This is a genomic window from Rhodococcus sp. JCM 9793 (assembly GCF_055380405.1).
The window spans coordinates 4,763,304-4,784,642 of the sequence record NZ_AP043721.1 but is presented as its reverse complement, the minus strand read 5'-3'; the positions used below and the strand labels follow the sequence as shown (position 1 = coordinate 4,784,642).

Below are 21,339 nucleotides of genomic sequence, written 5' to 3'. Positions count from 1 at the left end.
TCTCCCAGAGTTTTCTATCACTCTTCTCCTGCGGATGAACCGTCTCGGTCGCGGGGGAGGGTTAGATCGAGGGGTGAATTTCAGCGCGTCATCGGTCGCTGGGCGACGTTGTCGGCACGGAGGGGGGTCGATGTCGGCGTCACCGAAGAGCCGCCGTGGAATGCGACTCCACAACGTCTGTCCGGTGGCAGGCTCGGTCGCGGCGGTTTCCGGTGGGCCGTCGTCGTGAGGGTCGGTGGTCACGCTGTGCCCTCGCGAGAACTCTCGGTGTCGTTGTTCTCCGGCACGCGGGCGATGCCGGCCCGAGCGAAGGCGCTGATGATGCGTCGGCGCAGGTCGCGACCGACTTCGAACTGTTTGCCCGGAAGGGTGCGCGCGACCATACGTACTGTCACCTTGTCGAGCTGGAGGCGGGTGCCTCCCATGGGGGACGGTTCGTCGAACAGCAACTTGTTCATCCGGCCATCGAGGAACGTTGCTGCCCGGCCTCTCGCAGGATGTCGTTGATCCGGCTCAGGTCCGCTCCGAGGGGCACGGGCACGTCCGCCACCGCGCGTGCCCAGTCCTTCGACAGGTTGGTTGCCTTCATGATCTGGCCGTTGGGGACGGTCACCATCTCCCCGTCGTTCGACCGCAGCTGGGTGGCCCGCAGGCTAACGTCCTCGACAGTGCCCTCGGTGGTGTTGGCTCCGGTGAGTGTGAGGGTGACGGTGTCGCCGAACGCGTACTGGTTCTCCGCAATGATGAAGACTCCGGCGAGGAGGTCTTGCACGAGGCGCTGCGCACCGAAATCGATCGCCGTGGCCGGCGCGACGATGCCCGTGACCGGTAGCCCGAGGTTCCGCAAGACGCTCACGAACGCGATCGTGCAGATCGCACGCGATCCAGGCGACGACCTGGGCGACGGAGTGCCGATGCTCGAGTGTCTCCGAGCGCACGCGAGGTCATCCGTCCATATCGGTGGCTCCCCTTCGAGCGCTCGCAGCACCGTCGATTCTTGTGCCCTGTTCGACACCGTCAACTCCCTGGGTGCACATCGGGACGAAATCCGGAATGTGCGCACGTGCTTGTGCGACACGACGAGATTGGTGTTGGAGGTGGCTGGTCGTGCCGTGGATTCGACGCTGGCAGAGGCCACGTACAAGCGGAGGTTTCGTCGAGTTCAGTATTCCGCCGACACCGGAGTTTGTTGTGATAGATTGCGAATCGTTCCAGTATCCGTTGCGCATCTGGTTTCCGTCCGGAATTCCGGATCTCGATTTGTTGGTGTATCCGACGCCCTTCGATAACCGCCGACTGTACGAGGCTGCGGTAATCATCCGACCGGCGGAGACGGCGAAGTCCCGGCAGGTCCACAAGGAGGTACGCATGAGTGAAATTCGAAAAGTCACTGTACTCGGTGCCGGCGTTCTGGGGTCCCAGATAGCGTTCCAGTCGGCATACAAGGGATTCGACATCACCTCCTACGACATCAGCAATGAAGCGCTCGACGGCGCACGGGAGCGGTTTGCCGGATTGGGTGAGACGTACAAGCGGGACGTCGCAGGTGCCACCGAGGACGCTGTTCGGGAAGCGCGCGAAAGACTCACACTGACAACGGATCTAGAAGAATCAGTGGCGAACGCCGACCTTGTTGTCGAAGCGGTTCCGGAGATCCTGTCACTCAAGCAGGAGATCTACGGGAAGATCGGGGCTGCAGCGCCGTCGAAGACCATCTTCGCGACCAATTCGTCGACGCTACTCCCGAGCGACCTGAAGGAGTCCACCGGGCGCCCCGATCGGTTTCTCGCGCTGCACTTCGCGAACCAGGTCTGGCAATTCAACACAGCCGAGATCATGGGCACTCCCGATACGGACCCGGCAGTGTTCGCAGCAGTGGTCGAATTCGCGACCGAGATCGGCATGGTGCCCATCGAACTGCACAAGGAGAAGGCCGGGTACGTCCTGAACTCGCTCCTCGTGCCCTTCCTCTCTTCGGCTGCGCAGCTTGCTGCCGGCGGATACGCCGACCCTGAGGCAGTGGACAAGACGTGGAAGATCGCGACGGGCGCGCCGATCGGACCGTTCCAGATCTACGACATCATCGGCCTCTCCACCCCGTACAACATCATGGCCAACGGCGACGATGAGCAGCAGAAACTCGCGGTGTGGCTGAAGGAGAACTACATCGACAAAGGCAAGCTCGGCCTCGCGTCGGGCGAAGGTTTCTACCGATACTCCTGAGACGAGAACTGAGGCGCGATGTACTACAGCAGCGGCAACTACGAGGCATTCGCCCGTCCACGCAAGCCAGAGGGTGTGGACGACAAGTCGGCGTGGTTCGTCGGCTCGGGACTGGCTTCGTTGGCGGGGGCAGCATTCATGATCCGCGACGGCAGGATGGCCGGCAACCGGATCACGATCCTCGAACGGCTGAAGTTGCCCGGCGGTGCACTCGACGGAATCAAGGAGCCGAAGAAAGGGTTCGTCATCCGCGGTGGGCGCGAGATGGAGGATCATTTCGAGTGTCTGTGGGATCTGTTCCGGTCCGTCCCCTCCCTCGAGGTCGACGACGCCAGCGTGCTCGACGAGTTCTACTGGCTGAACAAGGATGACCCGAACTATTCGCTTCAGCGCGTCACGGAGAAGCGTGGGCAGGACGCCCACACCGACTTCAAGTTCGATATGAGCTCGAAGGCGCAGAAGGACATCATGAAGGTGTTCCTCACGCCGCGTGAGGAGCTCGAGAACAAGCGCATCGACGAAGTATTCGGCCGCGAGTTCCTCGACAGCAACTTCTGGCTGTACTGGCGCACCATGTTCGCGTTCGAGGAATGGCACAGTGCGCTCGAGATCAAGCTGTATCTGCACCGGTTCATCCACCACATCCGTGGCCTACCGGATCTGAGCACCCTGAAATTCACCAAGTACAACCAGTACGAGTCGCTCGTGCTGCCGCTGTACACCTGGTTGCTCGACCAGGGTGTGAACTTCCGGTTCGACACCGAGGTCACGGACATCGATTTCGAGATCACGCCCGAGAAGAAACAGGCCACGCGTATCCACTGGATCTCCGACGGAGCCGAGGGCGGCGTCGATCTGGGTCTCGATGATCTCGTGCTCACCACCATCGGCTCGCTGACGGAGAATTCGAACAACGGCGACCACCACACACCGGCGCGCCTCGACGAGGGGCCCGCGCCGGCATGGGATCTGTGGCGTCGGATCGCAGAGAAGGATCCTGCCTTCGGTCGCCCCGACGTGTTCGGTGCGCACATCCCCGAAACCAAATGGGAGTCCGCGACCGTCACGACACTCGACGAACGTATCCCCGAGTACATCGAGAAGATCTGTAAGCGGGATCCGTTCAGTGGACGTGTCGTCACCGGAGGCATCGTCACCGCCCGGGATTCGAAGTGGCTGATGAGCTGGACAGTGAACCGTCAGCCCCATTTCAAGCAGCAGCCCAAGGATCAGATAGTCGTGTGGGTGTATTCGCTGTTCGTCGACGTTCCGGGCGACTATGTGAAGAAGCCGATGCAGGAGTGCACGGGCGAAGAGATCACTCAGGAATGGCTGTACCACATGGGTGTTCCGATCGGAGACATCCCGGAGCTCGCAGCGAATGCCGCGAAGACAGTGCCGGTAATGATGCCCTACGTCACCTCGTTCTTCATGCCGCGTCAGGCGGGGGACCGACCGGACGTGGTCCCGGAGGGTGCCGTCAACTTCGCTTTCCTCGGGCAGTTCGCGGAAACCACCCGCGACTGCATCTTCACCACCGAGTACTCGGTCCGCACCGGAATGGAGGCTGCATACGAGTTGCTGGGCATCGAACGTGGTGTGCCCGAGGTGTTCGGATCGACATACGACATCCGGAAGCTGCTGCAGGCAACGTACTTCCTCAACGACAAGAAGGAAGAGAACGTACCGCTGCCGAAGCTGATGCGTCGACGGCTGAGCAAGAAGCTCGACGAGAACGAGATCGGCCAATTGCTGCACGAGTACCACATCTTGACCCGAGAGTAACTGGGGCACCGCGGGTAGGTGGAGGTCAGACGGTGAGGATCACCTTCCCGCGCGCTGTCCGGCCCTCCACCGCCGCGTGCGCTGCTGCGGCCTCCGACAAAGGGAAGCGTGTGATCAGCGGTCGGAACTCCCCGGTCGCAGCGCGCTCCAAGGAGGTCGAGCGCAATGCGTCCCACCCGCCCGGCGGAACCATGCGTGGCCCCAGCGCCCAGGTCGCTGTGAGTTGCCGGGAGATCAGGTCGGTGGTTGCGATCTCGGTGGGTGAGCCGGATGCCCACCCGTAGAGGATGATCCGGCCACCAGGGGCGAGAAGTTCGAGAGCCTGTCGCCCGATCCGGCCGCCGACGCCGTCCATCACGACGCTGACCCGGGGTGCAGAGGCAAGGCGCTCCGGCCAGTCGGGATCGCTGTAGTCCACCGCGATATCGGCACCGTTGTCGCGCACTTGTGCGGTCTTCGTCGCACCACCGGCGGCCCCGACGACGAAAATGCCCTCACGATGCAAGCTCTGGACGAGCAGCGTGCCGATGCCACCGGCGGCAGAGAGGACGAGGACGGCATCGTCGACCGTCGGTTGTGTGGCGTGCAGTAGACCCAGCGTGGTTGCACCGGTGCCGACCATCGCGACGGCGACGTCGGCGGACAGGTCGTCGGGGATGGGGTAGAGGTTTTCCACGCGAGCGACGGCGAGTTCGGCGTAGCCGCCGTGGCCGTCGAGGTGCGCAGCGACTCTCCGACCGATCCATGTGGGCTCGACGCCGTCGCCGACCGCATCGACAGTACCGGCGACCTCCCCGCCCGGCACGAGCGGAAGTGTCGGTGGCAGATGCGGTCCCACCGTCTCGCCGCGCCGGATCTTCGTCTCGATGGTGTGTACTCCGGCTGCTTCGACCGCGACACGGACTTCGCCGGGCCCTGGAACAGGGTCCGCAAGGTACTCGTAGATCAGGTTGTCGGGAACGCCGAAGGCGTGCAGTCGTATTGCGTGCATGTCATACCTCGATGCGTCGGCGTGGAAGGAGCAGTGCGGGGAGAAGCGCAGCGGCCAATATTACGGCCACCCACAGGTAGGTGGAACGGAAAGCATCCGCCAGGAGAGGAAGGGAAGACTCGGGAAGTAGGAAGGCCTGCTCGAGATCCTGCACCTCGGGCAGGCGCTCGGTGACGGACCGCGCGAGCCCGGCCGAGAACACGGCAGTGCCCAACGCGACCGCGACCTGCTGAATGATCATCAGCCCGGTGCTGGCGGAGGGCACCTCGTCGTGGGTGAGGCCGCGGGTTCCCGCGGCAGTAGCAGGCATGAGCGTCATACCGATGCCGACGCCCATCACCGACATAGCGGCCATGAGCTGCCAATACGGGGTATCGGCAGAGACGAGGACGGCGAAGAGCAGAACCCCGGTGGGGGCAATGATCGTGCCCAGCGCGACGACTCGGCCGGGTGGAACCCGATCGACCAGGCGCGTGGCCACCTGCATCGTGAGGCCGGTCGCGACAACCTGCGGAATACTCAGCAGTCCGGTGGTGTGTGCGTCCTCCCCGCGAACCATCTGATAGTAGAGCGGCAGCAGGACCATGGACCCGAAGTACGCCGCTGCCGCGAACGTGAGGGTGAGAGCCGACGCGGCGAGTCTGCGGCGACGGAACAATCGGAGTTCGATGAGCGGCTCGTCGGTCGTGAGAGACCGGACGACGAATCCGGCCCCGAACAGGCCGCCGAGCGCGGCGAACATGATTCCTCCGCCGGTGAGTCCGAAGACCAACACTGCGAGTCCGCATGACAGCAACGCGAGCCCGATCCAGTCGAGGCTGCGTCGAGTGCGGGTCGGGTCGGTGGGGAGAAGGCGGGCGGCGAGTAGCACGCCGACGAGACCGACAGGAACGTTGATCAGGAAGATCCAACGCCACGATGCCGCGTCGATGAGGAGGCCGCCCAGTACCGGGCCGATCAATGGCCCGATGAGAGGTGGGATGCCGAGCATGCTCATGAGCCGACCGTTTTCGCCTTCGCCCGCTGCGCGGAGCACGATGGTCATGCCGACCGGCATCAGCATGCCGCCACCGAGTCCCTGCACTACACGAAAGACCACCAGCGACCACACATCCCATGCGCACGCGCACAAGACCGAGCCGAGCACGAACAAGATGATTGCGGTGAGGTAGAGCCGCTTGGTGCCGAAGCGTCCGACCGCCCAGGCGGTGATCGGGATGATGGTGACCAGCCCGAGGACGTATCCGGTGGTCACCCACTGGATGTCGGTCATCGTGGCGTGGAACTCGCGGGCAAGGGTGCCGATCGCGATGTGGACGATCGTGGTGTCGAGCACCACCATCAGCATGTTGAGTACGACGACCAGCGTCACGGTCATCGGCCGAACCGCCGCGCGTTGCCCGGCCCGGCCGATGACTGCGGTCATGCGGGCACTCGCAGCGATTTCAGTGCTTCCGACCAGGCGGAGACCTCGTCGATCAGGCCGGTCAGCGCCGGTTCCTGGTGCTGCCCAGGTATCAATGCTCCGGGTTCCAGTGGGTCGGTGATGTCGAAGTCGTGGTGCAGCGACAGTACTACCTGGGTGCGTACGGTCGCGACCTTGACCTCGGCCAGTACGAGCCGAAGGTGTTCGGCTGCCCGCACCCCTCCGGCTTGGACTCCGTACGTGACGAATCCTGCTGCCTTGTCGGCCCATTCGTCGAACAGGAAGTCGATGGCGTCCTTCAATGCTCCGGGGAAGGAGTGGTTGTATTCCGGTGCGACGAAGACGAATCCGTCGTACGCCCCGATCGTCGCGGCCCACCGTCGTGTGTGCTCCTTCTCGTACGTGCCGAAGATCGCGGGCGCGGACTCGTCGAGGTGCGGCAGGTCGTAGTCGCGTAGGTCTATGACGTCGTAGGTGTCGTCCGGCCGGTGTTGCTGGGCGACCTCGTGGACCCACTGCGCCACGGCTGCTGCGCGACGTCCGGGGCGGGTGCTGCCGACGATGATGGCTATCCGTGTCATGCGGTGTCTCCTCGGTCGTTGGGTGCACAAGTAAAGTACAACGGGTAATGTATAAAGTGCAATAGGTGTTGTACTTACTAAGGTGTGGACCATGGCGTTACGTGCTGACAAGCGAGAATCGATTCTGACCGGGGCGCTCGAGGTGTTCGCCCGCGACGGTTACACGCGGGCCGGCATCGACGTGATCGCCAAAGAAGCGGGAGTCTCGACGCGGACGATCTACAACCATTTCGGCGACAAGGCGACGCTCTTCCAGGCTGTCATCACCGCAAGCTCCGATCGCGTCGCGGCCGGGCACATGTCCGCGATCGACAACTACCTGCGTAAGGTCACCGACCTCGAGGATGACCTCACGGACCTGGGCGTTGCCCTGGTGTGGGACGAGGAGTACGTCACCCACTTCGCTCTCGTCCGTCAGATACAGGCCGACATCGACCACATTCCGCCCGCTGCCATCGACGCATGGAGAGACGCCGGGCCGCTACGCGTGCGCCGGCACCTCGCCGATCGTCTCGAGAAGCTGGACGGGCTGAACCTCGACGACCCGATGCTCGCCGCGTTCCATCTGATGGCATTGATCGGCCGGGACACCTCGGGCGGGGGGCGTTCGACCGAAGAGCATGTGCGCGCGGGCGTGCGGGTCTTCCTGCACGGCTATTGCGATTGATCCAGCACAAAGTGTGGATCTGAGCCCGGATTCCGGGCCCAGATCCACACAATGTTGTCAGTCGATCCACAGCTCCTCTGGCAGAGGCGAGCCGAGCGTGTACAACTCGACGCCATGGACGTCGTTGCTGTACATGACCGAGGGAATTGCACGGACGTACCAGATGCCCGGGATCACCTCGATCAAGCGTTCCTGCACGGTGTCGTAGGCGGCCTTGCGGTCATCGAACGCCTCACTGATGCGTCCGGTATCGAGTGCTGCGTCGAGTTCGGGATCGTTGGTGCCTGTGAAGTTGCCCGTCGATTGGGAATGCAGCGCGGTCCACAGCGCGAAATCGGGGTCCTGGACGATTGTGGCGGTGATGATCATGTCGAAGTCGCCGGTAGTGAGCCGCGTGGTGGCCGTCGCGGCGTCGAGCATGTCGACACCCACCTCGACGTTGTCGTACGCACTCAGCTGCGCCTGCACACCTTCGGCGAGAATCCTGGAATCAGTGGTGGGGAAGGAAGCGAAGGAGAAGCGGACAGGCGTGCCTTCTGCGGCCAGTTCGTCGAACAGTCGTTGGGCTTCGTCGGGGTCCGATTCCTGGAAGGCGACGTCGCTGAAGAAGGGTGATTGTTCGGGAAAGAAGGTCTCGGGGACTTCACCTTCGCCGTTGTACACGACGGTGTTGAGCGCATCGAGATCCAAAGCCAATCTCACGGCACGGCGGGCGCGCACATCGTCGAACGGGGCCCGACGCTCGTTCATTCCGATCATCTGGCCGCCGCCGGTGGGCAGGGTTTCGGTCTGGAGCCCGGCCTCACGAGCCATGTTGATATTGGCCATGGTCGACTCCAGAGACAGGTCTGCGGCGCCGGTGGTCATGGCATTGATGCGCTGGTTGGTGTCGTGAACGCCCTTGATCGTGAGGCGGTCGAGATAGGGTTTGGGCGCGTCCCAGTAGTCGGGGTTCTTCTCCAGCTCGATGGCGCTTTGGCGGGTCCAGTCGACCAATGTGAACGGTCCGGCACCGACCGGGTTCTCGTCGAAGGCTTGCCGCCCCTTCTGTAGGGCGGCCGGTGACGCGATCCAATTCAGCGCGCCGGCAACGAGTGATTCCGCGAAATGCGGGTTCGGTGCCACCATCGTGACCTTCAGATTCGTGGCATCGATGACCTCGGTGTCGGCAACCTGGACCGCTTGCCTGGTCGAGGTCGAACCGATACTGGGGTCGCGCAGGCGATCCCAATTGAACTTGACGGCTGCGGCGTCCAGCGGGGTGCCGTCGGTGAACATCAGACCGGGCCGGAGCGCCAGGTTGTAGGTGATGCCTCCGTCGGAGGACGAGAAGTCGGTGGCCATCTTGTACTCGATGTCGAACGTCTCGGGGTCGTTGATCATCAATGTCCCGTACAGCGCGTTACCCAATGCGGGGTGAAATGCGAAGACATTGGACATCGACGCCGGGTCCAGGGACGGGGGTTCGGCAGCCTGCATGATCGTCATCGATCCGCCGGCTACGGGACTACCGTCCTCGCCTCCGGATTCGCTGTCCGGGGTGCTGCCTCCGCAGGCCGCTACGAAAAGGAGCAACGCACTGCTGCACAGTGCTGAGACGAGCTTCGGATACGGTGAGATTCGGCGCATGATCGACCTCTCGGACTTGACGCACAAATGAGTCATGTGGGTGAAGCGGACGGCGGAACGTTCTCGGTCGCTTTGAACCGAGCGCTGATCGAGTGCTCTGTGTGCTGCCGGAGATCCGAACGATCGGTCGCCGATGCAGGTGCATCAGCGACCGATCACGACGCGACGTGGGGTAGAACGGGTCGGCGCGTTCGGAGTACCCCTGCTCTGTAGGTCCCTATCTGAGCAACGATCCAGCGTCGATGGGTAGGGCGACGCCGGTGATGAAGCGAGCATCGTCGGACGCGAGAAACAGTGCCGCCGCGCTGATGTCCTCTGGCTCGACCCACGGTGTCGGCAGGATCTGGCCCGTCTGAGCGACCTTGGCGAAGTCCTCCTTCGTCGGGTTCGGCAGGTCGGGTAGAAAGAGTCGGTAGGTTTCGTCATTGAGGAGCATCGGTGTGCCCACATTGGTGGGGCACAACGTGTTCACACGAATGCGCTTGTCGCCCAGTTCCAACGCCAGTGTGCGCATCAGGCCGATGACGCCGTGCTTCGCCGCGATGTAGTGGCCGATATGCCGCGCGCCGCGCAAGCCGCCGACGGAACTGGTCAAGATGATCGATCCTCCTCGGCCGCCGGCCACGATATGGGGAGTGGCCACCTTCGTGGTGGTCCATACGCCGGTCAGGTTGACGTCGATCATGTCGCGCCATGCCTTCTGGGTCATCTCGTCGAGGGTCGCGCCTTCGCTGGCCAACCCTGCATTGGCCACGACGACATCGAGGCGGCCGAACTTTTCGACGCCCTCCCGTACAACTTCTGTCATGACGTCTTCGTCGCGCACGTCCGCTTCGACGGCATGGATGCGGCGGCCCAACGCCTCGACCTGGTTGGCTGTTTCGGCGAGATCATCGGGCGTCGACATGGCGATCTTGACGCCGTCGAGTTGCTTGCAGACGTCGACCGCGATGATGTCTGCGCCTTCTTCGGCCATACGGACGGCGTGGCTTCGTCCTTGACCGCGGCCCGCACCGGTGATGAAGGCTACTTTTCCTTCGAGTTTTCCTGACATGTTGTGCCTCATTTCTGTTCATGAGCGGCTCCGCTGAGTCGCTCGTTCCGGCCGAATGGGCGCATTCGGCCGATCAACGCGAGAATCCGAGAGTCAGGCAGAAGTGCGGTGACGCCACCGAACCAACAGGGGGACCGCCAATACCACCGCCGCTGCGGGGATGAGCACTCGGGTGAGACGGCTGCGTCGGCCGCCGATATTGAGGAGATCTATCGGCGGTGCAGTAGCAGTGCGGCCTGCGATGGGGTTAGAGGTGTTGCTTGTTTTCACGTCTGCCGGCTCGGTACCGTCCGATGGGTTCGGGCCTATGCTCTCCGAGGCATCGACGTTCGAAGTTCCTGCAGACACAAGGATCTGTTCTGCGAGATTCGCGGCGAACTGCCCGATGAGCTTGTTGGACACCTCGGCAAGCGCTCCACGTCCGAACTGCGCGGGCTTTCCGGTGATGTCGAGTTCGGTCTCGACGAAAACATCGGTACGTCCGTCCGACTCGGACATGCGACACGTAATCACCGCGCTCGCCGTACCGTTTCCACGGGCCTCTCGACCGCTACCTTCGAAGACCACGACCTTGGCGGCCTCATCCTTCGAACGTAGTTCGATGATGCCGCCATATTTCAAGGCGATAGGGCCCACTTTGACCTTGATATTGCCGGAATACTTGTCGCCGTCATGGGACGTGATGGTAGCTCCGGGAACGCAGGGAGCGACTCTTTCGATATCGAGCAATACAGGCCAGGACTCGTCGACGGGGACAGCGATGCAGAAGGTGTTCTCGAGTTTCATATCGATCCTTGTGGTAGACGCATCGACGGTCAGGTGGTTGCCGACGCTGCACGGATGGCGGCCACAATCCCTTGATAGCCGGTGCAGCGGCAGATGCTTCCGGAAATTCCGTCGCGAATCTCTTCGTCCGTCGGGTCGGGATTGTCCCGCAACAGTGCCGTGGCAGTGACAATGAACCCTGGTGTGCAGAAACCACATTGGAGACCGTGGTGTTTGCGGAAGGCTTCCTGGATGGGTGCGAGCGTGCCGTCGGGAGAGGCGATGCCCTCGACGGTGGTGATGCAGGTGCCGTCGGCCTGGACTGCGAAGACAAGGCATGCCCGTACGGCCTCACCGTCCATCAAGACCGTGCACGCGCCACAGACGCCGTGCTCGCAACCCACGTGGGTCCCGGTCAATCCACAGTTGACCCGTAAGAAGTCGGCCAGCGTCAGCCGGGGCGGGACGGACGAGCGCCTCACCGTGCCGTTGACCTCGATCGTAATATCGACGTCAGTCATCGATTGCCTCCTCGAGAGCGCTCTTCAACGCGCGTGCCACCATGGTTGCCCCGACGCGTGTGCGGTACGCAGCGGAGCCGTGCAGGTCGGCAGGAACCGACTCCAGGTCGGACACCGCCGCGTGGCCGACGTCGCGCACCTGCAGGTCGTCGATCGAGCAACCGACCAGGGAGCGCTCCGTCGAGGTTGCCCGCATCGGTATCGACCCCAGGCCGAAGAGTCCTATGCTGCAGCTTTCGACTCGCGAACTGTCGTCGATCTTCACCGCTACGCAGGCTCCTGCCATGGCGAAGTCGCCTTTGCGGCGTGAGAATTCATTGATTGCGAACCCGCATCGTCCTTCCCGGACGGGGAAGGTGACCTTTGTGAGAATTTCGTCGTCGCGCAAGGCTGTGGTCCACATCCCGGTGAAGAACTCGGAAGCCGGTATGGTTCGTCGGCCGCTCGAGGACAGCGCCTCGAGTTCGGCATCGAGAGTCAACGCTACCGCAGGGTATTCCGCAGCAGCGTCTGCGTGAGCCACGGAACCACCGAGTGTGCCGCGATTGCGGATCGGGAAGTGTCCGATCAGCGGGGTGGCTCGGGAGAGCAACGGTACTGACTCGAGGACGGTGGTGGACAAGCCAACTGTGGCCTGGTTCGTCGTTGCACCGATAACTATGGAGTCCGAATCATGCGTTATTCCGGCAAGATCGGTGAGTCCTCTGATATCGATCAAGTGCTCGAACGCGGCCAGCCGAAGGTTGAGCATCGGCATCAAGCTCTGGCCACCCGCAATGAGCTTGGCGTCGTCCCCGAACTCTGTCAGGAGTTCGGCAGCCTCCTCGGGTGTGGTCGGCCGATGGTATTCGAATGCCGAAGGTTTCATGTGTTCGCCGCCGAGGTTCGGGAGGAGTCGAGCATGGCGATGATCGTGGCCGGGCTCAACGGCAGGTGATCGACCTCGACACCGAACGGCGCCAGCGCATCGACGACAGCATTGACCACGGCAGGAGCCGAGCCGATCGCTCCACCTTCGCCTACACCCTTGTGGCCACCTGGGCCCGGACCAGGAGTTTCGATGTGCCCCAACTCGATCACCGGGACCTCATTGGCCGTGGGGAGTAGATAGTCCATGAAGGTTGTGGTGATCGGGTTTCCGGTGTCGTCGTAGGCAAGATGCTCGTAGAGAGCGCCACCTATTCCTTGAACCGTACCGCCGTAGATCTGGCCTTCGACCACGTTCGGATTGATCATGGGGCCACAATCATCACTTACTATGTAGCGCAACAGTGTTACCTCGCCCGTTTCGATGTCTACTTCGCACGTGCACACGTGTGTCGCGTTGGCCCAGATCAGTGGACTCTGTGCTCGGTATCGTTCGCTGACCTCCACGCCGGAGGGGACGTCCGAGGGGAGAGTAAGAGTTTGGAAGTAGGCGATGTCGGCGATGTCGGCCAAGCTCAGTTCCCGGTTCGGCACACCTCGAACTGTGGCTCGGCCCTGTCGGAATTCGACGTCATCGGTGTCGACTTCGAACGCGTGCGCAGCGATAGCCAGAATCCGCTCACGCAGGACCCCCGCGGCCTGAGCCACGGCGCCGGCGGTCATCGAACCCGACCGGCTGCCGCCGGTACCGGCGCCGAAGGGAGTGATCGCGGTGTCGCCTTGCACCGTGTTGACATCCCCGATCTCGACACCGAGCGCGTCGGCGGTCAACTGGACCACCGTGGTCTCCAGGCTGTTACCGCATGAGCCACCCGCAACGTAGACGTTGACCTTGCCCGACGGTTCGATCCGAATGGTGGCGCCCTCCGTGGCGTGGAACGCGGTAGCGCCAGTTGTGGGCTCGAGATATGTGCATGTGCCGACTCCGATGTACCGACCGTCCTGGCGTGCGAGATGCTGCTCGCGGCGGAACGCCGGGTAGTCCAGGATGTCGAGCGCCTGCTCGAAGGTTTCACGCGGTGTCGCATCGGAGTACGGCATACCGTTGGGGTTCGATACCGGCAATTCGTCGACTCGCAGCAGGTTGAGCCTCCGGAGTTCGACCGGGTCGATGTCGAGCTTCCGTGCCGCGGTGTCCAGCGCTACCTCGCGCGCCATCGATTCGAACTGCCAGGGCCCGCGATAGGCAGTACGTCCAACTGTGTTGGAATACATCAGTTTCGTTCTGAATGTGGCCGCAGGAACTCGGTACGGTCCGGGGAACAGCATGCCGACAACCCCGCCTGCGGTCATCGGAGGTGTGACCGGGTAGGCGCCCACGTTCTGCACATACTCGAGGTCGGCGGCAAGGAGCGTTCCGTCGGCGTCGAACGCGAAGCGCCCTGTCCCATGTTCCTGGCGGGCCATTCCTGCAGACATCAGATGCTCTTGCCGATCTTCGATCCACTTGAGTGTGGCCCCGGCCTTCCTTGCGGCCAGCATGATGCAGATTTCCTCGCGCTGCGGTACCACCTTCTGCCCGAATCCGCCCCCTGTATCCCGGACGATCACTCGCACGTGGTGCTCATCGATTCCGAGGACCCGTGCGCATACCAATCGCACTTCATGTGGTGCCTGAGTGGACGTCCAGACCGTCATGTCGCCCGCTGCTGCCGACCATTCCGCGACCACTCCTCGCGTTTCCATCGGCATGGGCATGTGGGCCTGCTGGTGCACAGTCTGCTCGACGACATGCGCGGCACTGTCGAAGAGGGGCTCCAACTCCGACAACGGTCTACCGGAGAGTTCACCCGCCAGATTGCATGGCGCATACGAGTGCACGAGTTCGGTGTTCTCATAGGATGTTTCGTAATCGACTACCGGAGTCAGCGGCTCGTATTCGATGAGGACTCGCTCGGCTGCATCCTCCGCGACATAGCGATCGGCGGCGATGATGAGGGCGACCGGATCTCCGACGAACCGGACCTCGCCCTCCGCAAGTGGTACACGGATCAGACGATCAGCGACACGTTCTGCTGTGTACCTGAACTCGTGTACGTCGGAATTCAGGTCTGCCGCAAGATATATTGCGGTGACGCCGGCGATAGCGAGAGCTTCGGATATGTCGACATCGAGAATTCGTGCGCGAGCATAGGGGCTGCGCACGAAGCACGCATGTAGCATGCCGGGTCGAGTAATATCGTCAACGAATATGCCTGCGCCGGTGAGCAAACGAGCATCCTCGATTCGTGGAATGCGGACGCCGACCGAATTGCCCGTCTCCTCGATGATGGTCATCGGACTGCTCGCACTCGAGGTTGTGCGACGTCCGGCGCGGGCATCTCCGGACATCGAATGCTGTTGAGGGCCAATTGATTCCTTCCAGTAGATGCAGGTCGTAAACCCGATGGTGCAGTCCTGCGCAGGCGGACTCGCATCTGAAGGGTGGTGAACTACATGGGGGTGAGGACGTTCCGAACATCGACAAGGTATCCGTAGGTGCCCTGCAGTGCAGTCACCAGAAGCTGTGCAGAACTCGCGTTGTGCCTGGTTCAACAAGACTTGTTGGTCAAGTTAGCGGTTGTGCGATGTGGTGTCAATCATCGATTTGCAGACGAGGCGCGTTCGCAGGCCGTGTCCGATACATGTTGGCAGCGAACATATGTGGAGCGCTCGAATGAGCAGTTGGCGCCATGGAGGATCAGAGGGCTGTGGTGGCTCGAGATGTCGTCGAGGCACGTATCCGGTGTCGTCTGTGGCAGGTGTGAAGTGCCGATCCGATCACTGGATACGTGCCGGGGTACCGACGCCACTGCGCCGTAACTATCGTGCTGGATTAGCTCAGGGGCGAGGTAACGCGCTTCAGTCCCATGCCACGGGCAGTGAATGAACTCCGAAGACCACCATGTCTGTCCGTAGTGGGATTTCTGCGGCAGGCACGGTGAGTCGGAGACCCGGCAGGCGCTTGAACAGTTCGACGAGCCCCACGCGTAGTTCTACACGCGCGAGCTGCTGTCCCAGGCACTGGTGAATGCCGTAGCCGAAGGCCATGTGCCCGGTGTCGCGCGGACGGGTGACATCCAACTGGTCGGAGTCCGGCCAGCGCTCCTCGTCCCGGTTGGCGGTGGGCAACGAGATCACGACAGTGTCACCGGCCGGAATCGTCACCCCGCCAAGGGGTATGTCTTCCAATGCGATGCGAGTCGGGCCGGTATGCGACACCGACAGGTACCGCATCAGTTCTTCGATGGCTGCGTCGATGAGTGTCGGATCGTTCTGGAGCGCAGCAAGCTGCTCCGGGTGCTCCAGCAGTGCGAAGACGCTCAGTGCAAGCATGTTGGCTGTGGTCTCGTGCCCCGCGCCGAGAAGCGTCACGCCGATGTCGATCAACTCGGCGTCGGTCAGCGGTGGATCGGCGGCCAGCTCGCCGCTGATCAAACCCGAGAGCATGTCGTCACCGGGCTCGGCGCGTTTGGCGACGACCAGATTGCGCATGAACTCCCACAATGCGATCCCGGCGTCGCGCTGCTGTTCCGGGGTGTTGTTGATGTTGAGGGTGATCGCGCTCCGTTCCTGGAACTCTGCCCGGTCCTGGTACGGCACACCGAGCATCTCGCAGATCACCAGTGACGGTAGAGCCAACGCGAAATCTGCCACGAGATCGGCGCTGGTGCCGGCGTCCTGCATGGCGGTGATGAGTTCGTCGGTGATCTCGTGTACTCGCTGATCCAGGGCACGCATTCGGCGTACGGTGAACTGGCTGGTCAGTACCCGTCGTAGTCGGGAGTGTTCCGGGGGATCCATGAAGATGAACATGCCGTCGGTGCGCTGCAAGTCCGGTCGGGCGGGGCAGCCGCCGTCCGTCACCTGTTCGGAGGTCAAGGACATGGCGTTGATGTTGCGCACCACGTCGGAGCTGAGGCGGGTGTCCGAGATCGCTTTGCGGACTTCGTCGTAACCGGTGACAAACCAGACGTGTGCGCCGTTGAGCAGTGGCACTTTTGCGACCGGGCCCTGTTCCTCTTGTAGTCGGAACCGTGCGGCGGGCGGGTCGAAGGGGCACCCGGTCCTTTCGGACAGTTCAGGGGGGAGAGGTCGTCGGCCGGTCAACGATCCGATCGGGGCGGTCGTCTCGGTGGCATTCATGGGCTGTTCCCTTCGTTGGCTGTGGGTTCGGAGTGAGTGTTTCGGGGGTGCCGCGGGGCGGTGAGCATCCCGGTGACGGCGTCGATGAGCGCTTCGCCGATCATGGGCCAGTCGGCGGGCACGCCTGTGCTCGCGGCGAGACGTTCCTCGGCGGCGCAGGTGTGCAGGACGACCATCCGTATTGCCCGTCTCCGTAGGGCTTCCTCGGCAGGTGGAAGCTCCGGCACACCGGACCATGTGTTGTATCTGGGGACTTGCACCAGTGCGCCGGTCAGAATCTCGTCACGGAGCACGGGATCGACGTCGACCTGAGCGATGAAGCGTGCCTGCCAGCTCGGATTTCCGAGTTCGGCCAGGTGTTCGATATGCGGCCGGATGAAGCTCGCTACGTGGTCGCGGGGGTCGTCGGAGTCGCGCACCTGTTCGCTCAATTCGCGGGTGCGCGCGGCAATCGGTTCGCCATGTCGGCGGATGATCGCGCGGACCAGGTCTACGCGGTCTCCGATGTGGTATTTCAGCGCAGAATTGTTGCCGATTCCAGCTGCTTCGACGATGTGCCGCATCGACACCTGGGCCATGCCTTGTTCGGCGAACAGCTGTTCTGCAGTGGTGAGTAGTAGTTGTCGGGTGGCCTCGCCCTGTTCCTTTCGTGAAACTGGTTGAGGGGAGGAAGCAGACGAGTTCTTTGACATGGTCATCATTTTGTCTCCCACGACGCCCCTCGCGTTCCGCCGCCTCCGAAATTATCTCAGACACGTATCTGAGATGTGTTGTACCGTACTCGACAGGCGCATGTCTGCCAATGGTTTTCGTCGACAAAGGTGCGCCGCATGCGAACGGCGACAAGGAGATCTCCCATGAAGGTGAGCGTTGATACTCAGAAGTGCATCGGCTCCGGAATGTGCGTACTGCACACGCCGGAAGTATTCGACCAGCGTGACGACGACGGTGTGGTGATGCTGGCGACCGAGAGTCCCGTACCGGAACTGGACGGCTCGGTCAGGGAGTCGGCCGCCGCGTGTCCCGCTTCTGCGATCCATCTCGTCGAATCGTGAATCGTGTCGTGAGAAATGAAAGGCGTCCACCTGTAGGTGGACGCTTTTCGTCGTGGATGGCAGGTCTGTTGCGTCGGCGCGAGTATCTGTGACACTCAGTTGCAGAAGATATTCGGCGGTTATGTGACGGCATTCGGCGGTTCTTCTTAGGATTGGCCGAGGAGATGTGACCGAGAATAGAGCGCGCTCGACAATCGTGTAACGACTCTGGGTCGTTGCTCGATTGAATGATCAACTGCGCCGACTTGTGTGGGCGTCGCCCACGCGTGCGCGCTCGCGCCCGACCACGAGAGATGCCTGTGCCGTCAACGCCCGACCCGTTCGATTTCAGCGAGTATTCGACCTCGCGGGACGGTACCGATACGTCGCCGCCGGACTCGGGCGGTCCGGTGTGGGGTAACACCCCGACGTTCGGCGGTGGATTCACCACGTCTCCCGATCCGTTCGGGCCGGGCACGACGTCAGCCACACCCGACGCATTCGCGTCGGCGGCACCGGCTCGGTCGCCCTCGTTCGCGCAGGGAAGGACGCCCGCGGGATGGGCTGCCGCAGCGCTGGTGACAGCGCTCGCAGGAGTGGTACTGGCCATCGTCGCCCTGCTGGGCGGTGCGGTGGGATTTGCGGTCGCGGGATGGCTCCTCTCCGGGCCGACAGCAGCCCTGCTCCTTGCGAAGCACATGATCGCCGATACCACGGAGCGGGCCCTTCCTGTGTATCAACCGTCGAAGGCCGCGCAGACCCTCTATCGGGTGGCCGTCGGCCTCGCCGCGGCCGGGATCGTCGCAAGTGCATGGGTGATCGCAGAATGGGCGGGCCGGTTGTGAGAAGACTTGCCGTAGTCATTGCAGTCCTCCTCGGGTGCCTGGTCATGGCGCCCACGGCGTCGGCCCAGCCGCAAGACTCGCAAGAATCCGCCGTCGCAGATTTCGGCGGGTGCCTGGCGTCGCAGCGCGAAGGCGACCTGCTGCTGATGATCGACGAATCGGGAAGCCTGCAGCAGTCCGACCCGGATGCCGCACGCGTCGAAGCGGCGAACTACCTGCTCGGCCAACTCGAATCATTCGGTAGCTCGGCCGGCGTGGCACTCGACGTCGCGGTGGCGGGTTTCTCGTCCGATTTCACCATGCATGCTCCTTGGACTCGTCTCGATTCCGGCACGCTTCCCGAGTTGCAAGATGAGGTCGACGCGTTCCGGTCGCGTACCTCCGGTCTCGACACCGACTACTGGCTTGCCCTCGACGGGGCGCGCGGTGCGCTCGCCGAGCACGCGACCGGCGGTCCCGCGACATGTCAGGCGATCGCGTGGTTCTCCGACGGCAAACTCGACTTCACCGCACGCGACGGAGAGAAGCCGTACGCGCCCGGCATCTCGATGGCCACGGACGAGGGCGTCGCCCAGGTCGTCGACGCGGCCCGCGAGTCGATCTGCCGCCCCGCGGGCGTTGCCGATCAGCTGAGGTCCTCGGGCATCGTCACCTTCGCGGTCGGCCTCGCCAACGGCACTGCGCAGGTTGCGGACTTCGACCTGATGAAGTCCATCGCTACGGGTGAGCCGGCCGCCGGGCAGGCATGCGGCGCCCGGACCGAACCCACACCCGGCGACTTCTATCTGGCGCAGAACATCGACGATCTGCTGTTCGCCTTCGACGCGTTCAGCAGTCCGGGCCAGGCGCCACTCGAGAACGAGACCGGCGTGTGCGCCCTGGAAGTGTGCGACGAGGCGCAGCACCGTTTCGTCCTCGACAACTCCATCAGCCAGGTGACCGTCCTCGGATTCGCCGACGCGGAAGGCCTCGTCCCCACCCTGGTCACCCCGGACGGCACCGAACTGCCGATGGCCTACACCCCGACCGCCTCGAACACGATCGTCGACGGGGTTGCCGTCGACTACCGCTGGTTGTCGGACCGGTCGGTGTCGTTCACGATGCAACAGCCCGAGTCGGCGTCCGGGCAGTGGCAGGGCATGTGGGCGCTGGTGTTCGTCGACCCCGACGGATCCGATCCTGGTGCTCGATCCAAATCGAACATCCACATCTCGGGCAACCTCTTCCCGGCGTTGCTGGGACAGGACGTCACGGCCATCCACGCAGGTGAGGTCACCTCCGCTGTCCAGCTCGGCATCGTCGACAGCGACCGCGAGGAGATCGATCCGTCCGATCTGCTCGGGACTGCGTCGCTCTCGGTGTCCCTCACTGACGCCGCCGGAGTCGATCACACCCTGGCGTCGCAGGTGTCCAAGGACGCGATGGCCGCGCCGATCGAATTGGACCTCACCGACGTTGCGCCCGGCGCAGCGACGTTGCGGCTGGTTCTCGAAGTGACCACAGCCGATGCGACGAACGCGTCCGGCGCGGTCATCGCACCGGGCACCGAACTCACCCCTCAATACGTGGACGTGCCGCTGGCCCTCGCACCACCCATCGGTTTTCCGACGGTGCCCAGCAGCCTCGATCTCGGCGCGGTCGAAGGCTCGGGAACCTTCCCCAGCGACATGCAGATCGGCGGTCCGGGCTGCGTCTGGGTCGACCCGGCCTCACCGGTGCGGATCGACGCCGTCCCGGACGGCGTCGGCGACGCGACCCTCACTGTCGGGGGTGCCACCACACCCGAGAGTTGCCTGACGATCGAGGAAGGCGCCACCGGAACACTGCCACTCGAACTCGTCGTCCCCGAAGCCGGCAACGGCGCGTTCAACGGGTCCCTGCGCCTGATGATCGCTCCCACCGGCGAACTCGATCGCGCGATGCCCGTCGACGTGCCGTTCACCGCGGAGCTGCTCAAGCCGCTCAACAGCGGCCGCTTCTGGCTGGTCTTCGCGCTCGTGTTCCTCGCGGGAATCGCGATCCCCTTCGCGATCCTCTACGCGCTCAAGTGGTTCGCCTCCCGGATCCCCGCCGAGACCCTCAAGGCGCAGAGTTTCCCGGTGACGATCTCCGACAGCGGACTCCTGCGCAACGGGCAACCGTTCGTCCTGCACGACAACGACCTCATCGAAGCCGTCCGAGGTCTCGACACACCGGCACGCCACGTCGATGTCGACGGTGCCCGGCTCGAAACGCGTATGGGCGCCTCACCCGTCGGAGCGGGACACGTGGTCGTGAAAGCCGCGGGAATGCTCGGTGCGTCCGGTGCAACACCGGCGACCGATCGCCGCAGCGGCGACGCGCGACTCCCGCTGGCCGTGCACAACAACTGGGTGCTCCTGCACGACCCGGACGGACCACGTGACCACGCGACGCTAATGCTGCTCGTCGGGGGAGGGACCTCGTCCGAACGACGCAGTGCACTCATCGACGAAGCCGGACGCCGGGCACCTCGCCTCATCGACGAACTGCGCTCGCGCGGCGGCAGCGGAACACCTCCGCAGGGGCCGGCGCCGTCCGTGTCGGTCCCGGCGTCGTCGTCCCACGATCCGTTCGCAGCTCCCTCGGGACAACCGACCTTCGGCGCGCCCCCGCCGTTCACCGGAAACCCGGGACCCCCGCCTTCGGGGCCCCCGACTTCGGGACCACCGCCGGGGCAACCTTTCGACCCGTTCCGGCCGCCGGGTTCCTGACGGTCACGCAATGACAGTGTTTCTTGATTCGGAA

Annotated in this window: 19 protein-coding genes; 6 read left to right on the top strand and 13 right to left on the bottom strand. The window is 63.3% G+C overall.

The features are described 5' to 3' along the window. Window positions 1–239: 239 nt before the first annotated feature. Both ACZ46K_RS24105 and ACZ46K_RS24100 read right to left on the bottom strand, forming a co-directional pair. Window positions 240–458: a hypothetical protein gene (locus tag ACZ46K_RS24105; protein WP_054805100.1), complete on the bottom strand. Its 219-nt coding sequence runs from the start codon at window positions 456–458 to the stop codon at window positions 240–242. Continuing rightward, window positions 455–856, bottom strand: coding sequence for a mechanosensitive ion channel family protein (locus ACZ46K_RS24100; RefSeq protein ID WP_464745166.1), 402 nt, complete (start codon window positions 854–856; stop codon window positions 455–457). The genes ACZ46K_RS24105 and ACZ46K_RS24100 overlap by 4 nt, the downstream gene beginning before the upstream one ends. A 512-nt stretch (window positions 857–1,368) precedes the next feature. Here ACZ46K_RS24100 and ACZ46K_RS24095 point away from each other — a divergent pair. Beyond that, window positions 1,369–2,223: a 3-hydroxyacyl-CoA dehydrogenase gene (locus ACZ46K_RS24095; RefSeq protein WP_054805102.1), complete on the top strand. Its 855-nt coding sequence runs from the start codon at window positions 1,369–1,371 to the stop codon at window positions 2,221–2,223. An 18-nt stretch (window positions 2,224–2,241) separates the two neighbouring features. Further along, window positions 2,242–4,008 carry an oleate hydratase gene (locus ACZ46K_RS24090; protein WP_464745163.1) on the top strand — a complete coding sequence of 589 codons (1,767 nt, stop codon included), beginning with the start codon at window positions 2,242–2,244 and terminating at the stop codon, window positions 4,006–4,008. A 25-nt stretch (window positions 4,009–4,033) separates the two neighbouring features. On the opposite strand, the gene ACZ46K_RS24085 is transcribed toward ACZ46K_RS24090, so the two are convergent. The 3 genes from ACZ46K_RS24085 to ACZ46K_RS24075 are packed head-to-tail and all read right to left on the bottom strand — an operon-like array spanning window position 4,034 to window position 7,006. Further along, on the bottom strand, window positions 4,034–4,999 hold the full coding sequence (locus ACZ46K_RS24085; RefSeq protein WP_464745161.1) for a zinc-binding dehydrogenase: 966 nt from the start codon (window positions 4,997–4,999) through the stop codon (window positions 4,034–4,036). A gap of 1 nt (window position 5,000) precedes the next feature. After that, window positions 5,001–6,425 carry a DHA2 family efflux MFS transporter permease subunit gene (locus ACZ46K_RS24080; protein ID WP_054805103.1) on the bottom strand — a complete coding sequence of 475 codons (1,425 nt, stop codon included), beginning with the start codon at window positions 6,423–6,425 and terminating at the stop codon, window positions 5,001–5,003. After that, window positions 6,422–7,006, bottom strand: coding sequence for an NADPH-dependent FMN reductase (locus ACZ46K_RS24075; protein ID WP_054713509.1), 585 nt, complete (start codon window positions 7,004–7,006; stop codon window positions 6,422–6,424). Before ACZ46K_RS24075 ends, ACZ46K_RS24080 begins: the two co-directional genes overlap by 4 nt. Window positions 7,007–7,097: 91 nt before the next feature. Between ACZ46K_RS24075 and ACZ46K_RS24070 the strand changes: the two genes are divergently transcribed. Continuing rightward, the gene (locus ACZ46K_RS24070; protein ID WP_054805104.1) at window positions 7,098–7,673 is read left to right on the top strand and encodes a TetR/AcrR family transcriptional regulator; all 576 of its coding nucleotides are present in this window, start codon (window positions 7,098–7,100) and stop codon (window positions 7,671–7,673) included. Window positions 7,674–7,730: 57 nt separating this feature from the next. Here ACZ46K_RS24070 and ACZ46K_RS24065 read toward each other — a convergent pair whose 3' ends face one another. The 8 genes from ACZ46K_RS24065 to ACZ46K_RS24030 form a co-directional block, all read right to left on the bottom strand. Continuing rightward, a complete protein-coding gene (locus ACZ46K_RS24065; RefSeq protein ID WP_054805113.1) occupies window positions 7,731–9,302 on the bottom strand; it encodes an ABC transporter substrate-binding protein in 1,572 nt (523 codons plus the stop codon). 217 nt (window positions 9,303–9,519) lie between these two features. Then, on the bottom strand, window positions 9,520–10,356 hold the full coding sequence (locus tag ACZ46K_RS24060; RefSeq protein ID WP_464745159.1) for a mycofactocin-coupled SDR family oxidoreductase: 837 nt from the start codon (window positions 10,354–10,356) through the stop codon (window positions 9,520–9,522). A gap of 93 nt (window positions 10,357–10,449) precedes the next feature. Continuing rightward, a complete protein-coding gene (locus ACZ46K_RS24055; RefSeq protein ID WP_054809667.1) occupies window positions 10,450–11,142 on the bottom strand; it encodes an SRPBCC family protein in 693 nt (230 codons plus the stop codon). A gap of 29 nt (window positions 11,143–11,171) precedes the next feature. Beyond that, a complete protein-coding gene (locus ACZ46K_RS24050; protein WP_464745157.1) occupies window positions 11,172–11,642 on the bottom strand; it encodes a (2Fe-2S)-binding protein in 471 nt (156 codons plus the stop codon). After that, window positions 11,635–12,510: an FAD binding domain-containing protein gene (locus ACZ46K_RS24045; RefSeq protein ID WP_054809669.1), complete on the bottom strand. Its 876-nt coding sequence runs from the start codon at window positions 12,508–12,510 to the stop codon at window positions 11,635–11,637. Before ACZ46K_RS24045 ends, ACZ46K_RS24050 begins: the two co-directional genes overlap by 8 nt. After that, window positions 12,507–14,846: a xanthine dehydrogenase family protein molybdopterin-binding subunit gene (locus ACZ46K_RS24040; RefSeq protein ID WP_464745155.1), complete on the bottom strand. Its 2,340-nt coding sequence runs from the start codon at window positions 14,844–14,846 to the stop codon at window positions 12,507–12,509. The genes ACZ46K_RS24045 and ACZ46K_RS24040 overlap by 4 nt, the downstream gene beginning before the upstream one ends. Before the next feature lie 564 nt (window positions 14,847–15,410). Continuing rightward, window positions 15,411–16,694, bottom strand: coding sequence for a cytochrome P450 (locus ACZ46K_RS24035; protein ID WP_464745153.1), 1,284 nt, complete (start codon window positions 16,692–16,694; stop codon window positions 15,411–15,413). Beyond that, window positions 16,691–17,395, bottom strand: coding sequence for a TetR/AcrR family transcriptional regulator (locus tag ACZ46K_RS24030; protein ID WP_464745151.1), 705 nt, complete (start codon window positions 17,393–17,395; stop codon window positions 16,691–16,693). Before ACZ46K_RS24030 ends, ACZ46K_RS24035 begins: the two co-directional genes overlap by 4 nt. 156 nt (window positions 17,396–17,551) lie before the next feature. On the opposite strand from ACZ46K_RS24030, the gene ACZ46K_RS24025 reads away from it, so the two are divergent. The 3 genes from ACZ46K_RS24025 (at window position 17,552) to ACZ46K_RS24015 (ending at window position 21,305) form a co-directional block, all read left to right on the top strand. Further along, window positions 17,552–17,749 (top strand): ferredoxin, encoded by a 198-nt coding sequence (locus ACZ46K_RS24025; RefSeq protein ID WP_054805107.1) that lies wholly within the window; start codon window positions 17,552–17,554, stop codon window positions 17,747–17,749. A gap of 293 nt (window positions 17,750–18,042) precedes the next feature. Next, on the top strand, window positions 18,043–18,573 hold the full coding sequence (locus tag ACZ46K_RS24020) for a hypothetical protein (RefSeq protein ID WP_464745149.1): 531 nt from the start codon (window positions 18,043–18,045) through the stop codon (window positions 18,571–18,573). Then, complete coding sequence (locus ACZ46K_RS24015; protein ID WP_464745147.1) at window positions 18,540–21,305, top strand: vWA domain-containing protein; 2,766 nt, start codon at window positions 18,540–18,542, stop codon at window positions 21,303–21,305. The genes ACZ46K_RS24020 and ACZ46K_RS24015 overlap by 34 nt, the downstream gene beginning before the upstream one ends. Window positions 21,306–21,339: the final 34 nt, after the last annotated feature.

Bases quoted from the DNA above. Each gene is read 5' to 3' on its own strand.
- ACZ46K_RS24105 (WP_054805100.1), bottom strand. From the start codon at position 458: ATGAACAAGTTGCTGTTCGACGAACCGTCCCCCATGGGAGGCACCCGC.
- ACZ46K_RS24095 (WP_054805102.1), top strand. From the start codon at position 1,369: ATGAGTGAAATTCGAAAAGTCACTGTACTCGGTGCCGGCGTTCTGGGG.
- ACZ46K_RS24090 (WP_464745163.1), top strand. From the start codon at position 2,242: ATGTACTACAGCAGCGGCAACTACGAGGCATTCGCCCGTCCACGCAAG.
- ACZ46K_RS24085 (WP_464745161.1), bottom strand. From the start codon at position 4,999: ATGCACGCAATACGACTGCACGCCTTCGGCGTTCCCGACAACCTGATC.
- ACZ46K_RS24080 (WP_054805103.1), bottom strand. From the start codon at position 6,425: ATGACCGCAGTCATCGGCCGGGCCGGGCAACGCGCGGCGGTTCGGCCG.
- ACZ46K_RS24075 (WP_054713509.1), bottom strand. From the start codon at position 7,006: ATGACACGGATAGCCATCATCGTCGGCAGCACCCGCCCCGGACGTCGC.
- ACZ46K_RS24070 (WP_054805104.1), top strand. From the start codon at position 7,098: ATGGCGTTACGTGCTGACAAGCGAGAATCGATTCTGACCGGGGCGCTC.
- ACZ46K_RS24065 (WP_054805113.1), bottom strand. From the start codon at position 9,302: ATGCGCCGAATCTCACCGTATCCGAAGCTCGTCTCAGCACTGTGCAGC.
- ACZ46K_RS24060 (WP_464745159.1), bottom strand. From the start codon at position 10,356: ATGTCAGGAAAACTCGAAGGAAAAGTAGCCTTCATCACCGGTGCGGGC.
- ACZ46K_RS24055 (WP_054809667.1), bottom strand. From the start codon at position 11,142: ATGAAACTCGAGAACACCTTCTGCATCGCTGTCCCCGTCGACGAGTCC.
- ACZ46K_RS24050 (WP_464745157.1), bottom strand. From the start codon at position 11,642: ATGACTGACGTCGATATTACGATCGAGGTCAACGGCACGGTGAGGCGC.
- ACZ46K_RS24045 (WP_054809669.1), bottom strand. From the start codon at position 12,510: ATGAAACCTTCGGCATTCGAATACCATCGGCCGACCACACCCGAGGAG.
- ACZ46K_RS24040 (WP_464745155.1), bottom strand. From the start codon at position 14,846: ATGACCATCATCGAGGAGACGGGCAATTCGGTCGGCGTCCGCATTCCA.
- ACZ46K_RS24035 (WP_464745153.1), bottom strand. From the start codon at position 16,694: ATGAATGCCACCGAGACGACCGCCCCGATCGGATCGTTGACCGGCCGA.
- ACZ46K_RS24030 (WP_464745151.1), bottom strand. From the start codon at position 17,395: ATGATGACCATGTCAAAGAACTCGTCTGCTTCCTCCCCTCAACCAGTT.
- ACZ46K_RS24025 (WP_054805107.1), top strand. From the start codon at position 17,552: ATGAAGGTGAGCGTTGATACTCAGAAGTGCATCGGCTCCGGAATGTGC.
- ACZ46K_RS24020 (WP_464745149.1), top strand. From the start codon at position 18,043: ATGCCTGTGCCGTCAACGCCCGACCCGTTCGATTTCAGCGAGTATTCG.
- ACZ46K_RS24015 (WP_464745147.1), top strand. From the start codon at position 18,540: ATGGGTGATCGCAGAATGGGCGGGCCGGTTGTGAGAAGACTTGCCGTA.